This is a genomic window from Microbacterium sp. HMWF026 (assembly GCF_003061325.1).
GTDB classification, from domain to species: domain Bacteria; phylum Actinomycetota; class Actinomycetes; order Actinomycetales; family Microbacteriaceae; genus Microbacterium; species Microbacterium testaceum_E.
The window spans coordinates 1-4332 of the sequence record NZ_QAJB01000052.1 but is presented as its reverse complement, the minus strand read 5'-3'; the positions used below and the strand labels follow the sequence as shown (position 1 = coordinate 4332).

Annotated in this window: 5 protein-coding genes; 3 read left to right on the top strand and 2 right to left on the bottom strand. The window is 72.6% G+C overall.

Annotated elements, in window-relative coordinates:
* From DBR36_RS02500 to DBR36_RS02490, 3 genes are all read left to right on the top strand, one after another.
* Positions 1 to 906 (top strand): serine hydrolase (locus DBR36_RS02500; protein ID WP_308810934.1); only part of this gene is annotated, 906 nt, incomplete at its 5' end.
* A 119-nt stretch (positions 907 to 1025) separates the two neighbouring features.
* Complete coding sequence (locus DBR36_RS02495) at positions 1026 to 1301, top strand: hypothetical protein (RefSeq protein WP_108317417.1); 276 nt, start codon at positions 1026 to 1028, stop codon at positions 1299 to 1301.
* A gap of 14 nt (positions 1302 to 1315) precedes the next feature.
* Positions 1316 to 2209: an FHA domain-containing protein gene (locus DBR36_RS02490; RefSeq protein WP_258222515.1), complete on the top strand. Its 894-nt coding sequence runs from the start codon at positions 1316 to 1318 to the stop codon at positions 2207 to 2209.
* A 165-nt stretch (positions 2210 to 2374) separates the two neighbouring features.
* On the opposite strand, the gene purU is transcribed toward DBR36_RS02490, so the two are convergent.
* On the bottom strand, positions 2375 to 3256 hold the full coding sequence (purU, locus tag DBR36_RS02485; protein WP_108317416.1) for a formyltetrahydrofolate deformylase: 882 nt from the start codon (positions 3254 to 3256) through the stop codon (positions 2375 to 2377).
* 47 nt (positions 3257 to 3303) lie between these two features.
* Positions 3304 to 4332, bottom strand: a 1029-nt coding sequence (locus tag DBR36_RS02480; RefSeq protein WP_108317415.1) for a zinc-binding alcohol dehydrogenase family protein, incomplete at its 5' end; no start/stop codon positions are given.

The following is a 4332-nucleotide window of genomic DNA, read 5'->3' as shown; positions in this document are numbered from 1 at the left end:
CCTCGCCGCGACTCCCCGGCCCTGCGCGGGGCCGGGCGCAAGGGACCGAGGCGGTTGCCCCGGCGGGCGGCCGCCGGGCGACGGTCCTTCACCGCGACGCTGCGGGCGCTCGACGAACTGGCGGCCTCGGGGGCGAAGGTGGCGGTGCGCATCGACGACCTCGACGGCGGGTCCGAGGTGCTGGCGGGCGACGACTTCCTGACGCTGCCCGTCGCGGGGCTGGGCATCGTCCCGCTGCTGATCGAGGTGGCGGCATCGTTCGAGTCGGGTCGGCTCGACCCGCTCGAGATCATCGACCGCGCCGCCGTCCCGGGCGCGGCCCACGGGGGCACCTGGCAGCACCTCAAGGCCCCGGCGCTGCCGCTGACCGATCTGGCGATGCTCGCCGCGTCGACGGGCGATGCCCTCGCGGCCAACGCGCTGCTGCACCGCGCCGGGCTGCAGTCCGTGCGCGCGCGCATCGAGCAGCTGGGACTGCGGCGGACGGCACTGCTGGACCGCTTCCGGGATGACCGCGGTCCCGACGACGCTCCGCACGTCGCCCTGTCGACCGCGCGCGAGATGGCCCAGGTGTTCGCGGGCCTGGTGAACTCGACCATCGTGTCGCCCGGCGTCAGCGCCCAGGTCGCCGAATGGCTGAGCCTGAACCACGACCTCTCGCTCGTGGCATCCGCCACCGGCCTGGATCCGTTCTCGCACGAGAACGACCAGCACGGGCTCCTGTTCGTCAACAAGACCGGTCGCGCGGCCGGGGTGCGCGCCGAGGCGGGCGTGCTGGGCGGGCCTCGCGCGGGGGTGGCCTACGCGCTGGTCGCCAACTTCGACGATCTGTCGATCGCGCACCGGCTGCGGGCGCACGACGCCTTCCGCGTGCTCGGGGTCGAGCTGATGGAGTACGTGTACTGAGCGGTGGGGCGCCGCGGTATCGGAATCGTGCCCCAACCGGGGCGCGAACGCAATCCCTCGTCTGCGGCGCAGCGCACTGGGACGCTGGTGGCCACGATACGAAAGGAAGGACCGAAGCCATGTCCGACTCTCCTGCCACCACAGACCCGTTCGCCAACAACAGCGGCCCCGAGGGCCACTCGATCACCGACTGGACCGACCTCGGCCGCGAGATGTGGTCGTACCTCACGGGCCGCGGTGCCGCCGTCAACTACTCCTTCGTCGACATGACGGTCGAGGTGCCCCGCGACATCGGTCCGGACGCCCCCCGCGCGACCTGGAAGCTCAACGGCACCCTGCGCGTCACCACCAGCGACGACACCGCGGCCGGGTCCGACCCGTACCGCGGCAACTGAGAGGCGGCGCCGTCATGGTGCGCCTCGACATCGACCTGGCCTTCTCCGAGCACGAAGAGGGGCGGGATGCCGACGTCCCGCCGTTCGAGGGGACGATCACGGCCGCGGGCACCGAGGTGCGCATCGTCGTGAGCGACCCGTCGCGACTGCCCGGCAACGGCCGCCGCACGCTCGCCGAGCTGTCCACGGTCGCCGAGGCCCTGGCATCCCGGGGCATCTCCGTGAAGCTCGAGGGGCCGGATGGGCCGATCCTGCAGCTCGGCGACGTCAAGAGCGGCGCTCTGCAGCGGGTCATCACCGGGTCGAAGCACATCCGACTCGGCTCGGTGGCGGCGGTCGCTCCGCTGCTCGTGCGGCGCAACGGCGACCGGACGCTGACGTTCCCCGTCCCGCCCGAGACGCCGCTGCCGCTCGTGCCCACGATCAACCGCACCGTGCGGCGTCGCATCACGACGACGCACTACACGCCCGGATCCGGCCGGCCGCGGCTGATCTTCGCCGTGGGCGACTCGTCGTGGGACGGGTCGCGTCCGCGCGAGTTCGACCTGCTGCCCACCAAGACGGTCATCGGGTCGGGCGAAGAGGCCGACCTGCGGCTGCCGGGGCTCGCTCCGGTCCATGCCGAGATCCGTCACGAGGGTGACGACGAGTACGTGCTGTACGGCTTCGACCAGATCGGCGGCGGCGGGGCACGCGAGCAGGGCCCCGGGCGCGACGGCGGGGGGCGCATCCTGCGCACCGGCGCGCGCATCGAGCTGGGGGACTGGCGGCTGGCGTACTTCCGCGCCGAGTTCGCCGACCACGGCCGCCCCTACGGCGGACGGCAGGGCGGCGAGTTCGCGCGTCAGCGCAAGCAACCGCCGCGCGGCGGCTCGGGTCCGCTCAGCCGGGCGACCGATCCGGAGTGACGTCCCCGCGGACCCCTCTGACGCCGAGACTGCAGCTGGCTGACGAAACCGTTGCAATCTGCAACCGACTCGTCAGCCAGCTGCAGTCTCGCGGTGTTCGGCGGCCTCGACGCCGTTGAGGCAGGGCCGGAGTCGAACGCGGATGCCGGGTCTCGGCATCCGGTGTCAGAAGACGATCGTGTGGTTGCCGTGGCGAATCACGCGGTCCTCGGCGTGCCAGAGCACCGCGCGCGAGAGCACCTGACGCTCGACGTCGGCGCCGCGGCGCGCGAGCTCTGCCGACGAGTCGGCGTGGGTGACGCGGACGGTGTCCTGCTCGATGATCGGGCCCTCGTCGAGGTCGCTGGTGACGTAGTGCGAGGTCGCCCCGATGAGCTTCACGCCGCGCTGCTTGGCCTTCTTGTACGGCTCGGCGCCGATGAAGGCGGGCAGGAACGAGTGGTGGATGTTGATCACCGGGACGCCGATCTTCTCGAGGAAGTCGGCCGAGAGGATCTGCATGTAGCGCGCGAGCACGACGAAGTCGACGTTGCCGACGAGCAGTTCGAGGATCCGCGCCTCGGACGCCGACTTGTCGGGACCCGGGGTCGACGGCACGTGGAAGAACGGCACGCCGAAGGAGCGGACGTCGTCCGCCGCGGTCGTGTGGTTCGACACCACCATGGGGATGGTGACGGGCAGGTCGCCGCGGCGGTGACGCCACAGCAGGTCGAGCAGGCAGTGGTCCTGCTTCGAGGCCAGGATCGCCATGCGCTTGGGGGTGGAGAGGTCGGTGAGCGTCCATTCGAGCTCGAACCCCTCGCCGAGGGTGGTGGCGATGTCGGCTCGGATCTCGGGCAGGGCCGCCGAGAGGTCGGGACGGTGGAACACCACGCGCTGGAAGTACGCGCCTCCGCGGGGGTCGTCGGAGTACTGGTCGAAGGCGACGATGTTGCCGCCCTGGCGGGCGATCAGCGCCGAGACCGCGGCGATGATGCCGGGGGTGTCGCTGCCGTGCACGATGAGGCACGCGTGATCGGGCTGCAGGTGGGGGCTCGCGGAGACCATGGGACCATTCTGCCGTGTGCGGGTGGCCTCGCCGACCAGGTGTCGCGTCAGAGGCGGACCACCACCTTCTGCGCCGAAACGCCCGCACGCTGGCGGTCGAGGGCGCCCTGCACGGCGCCGAGGCCCTCGCCGACCACGAGCGGGGCCGGCAGGGGGCGCAGCGACCCGTCGGCGAGCAGGCGCGGGACGACCTCGCGCCACAGTCGTGGGCCCATCTCGTCGTCGCGCAGGCTGCTGCCCCAGACGAATGCGGCACGGATGCCGAGGCGCCGGGCGCGCAGGGTGGAACGTAGCGTCGCGAGCCCGATACGGGTGAACACGGGCAGCATCGCCGGGAAGAGGCGGCGCCGCCCGGCCAGCGCGTCGAGCGAGAGGGGCGTGCTCGCCATGGCGAGGCGCGTCCCGCCGGTGCACGACAGCACGTCGAGGCAGGCGTCGGTCGAGCCGGCGCCGAGCGCGACGGCCCCGACGACGGCGCGCCCGTCGATGGCGGAGACGAGGTCCGCGACCGCGGTCGGAGACCGGTGATCGACGACCGTCTCGGCACCGAGGGTCCGGACGGTCTCGGCATTCTTCGCGGATGCCGTGCTCACCACGTCGTAGCCCGCGGCGCGCGCCAACTGGATGGCGTTCATCCCCACGCTGGTCGAGCCGCCCCAGACCACCACGACGCCGGGTGCGTTACCGGTCGACGGGGTGCCCGGCATCCGCAGTCCGAGGTGCTGCGGCTGGAAGAGCGCGCACGCGGCCGTCGAGAGCCCGAGGGGGAGGACGGCGGCCTGTTCGTCGGTGAGGTCATCGGGCGTGGGAGAGGCGAGGCGTTCGAGCAGGGTCGAGTACTGCTGGAACGCCCCCTCGCGCCGGGGATCGCGCCCGCGGTCCGTGCCGGTGGCGAGGCCGAAGACGCGCTCGCCGACGCGGAAGCGCGTCACGTCGGCGCCGACGGCGACGACCTCACCGGCGAGGTCGGACCCGAGCACGGCCGGGGTGCGCAACCAGCGGTACGTGACGGGTCCGGTGCCCTGGATCACCCAGTCGACGGGGTTGATCGCCACGGCGCGCACACGGACGAGCAC

Bases quoted from the DNA above. Each gene is read 5' to 3' on its own strand.
- DBR36_RS02495 (WP_108317417.1), top strand. From the start codon at position 1,026: ATGTCCGACTCTCCTGCCACCACAGACCCGTTCGCCAACAACAGCGGC.
- DBR36_RS02490 (WP_258222515.1), top strand. From the start codon at position 1,316: ATGGTGCGCCTCGACATCGACCTGGCCTTCTCCGAGCACGAAGAGGGG.
- purU (WP_108317416.1), bottom strand. From the start codon at position 3,256: ATGGTCTCCGCGAGCCCCCACCTGCAGCCCGATCACGCGTGCCTCATC.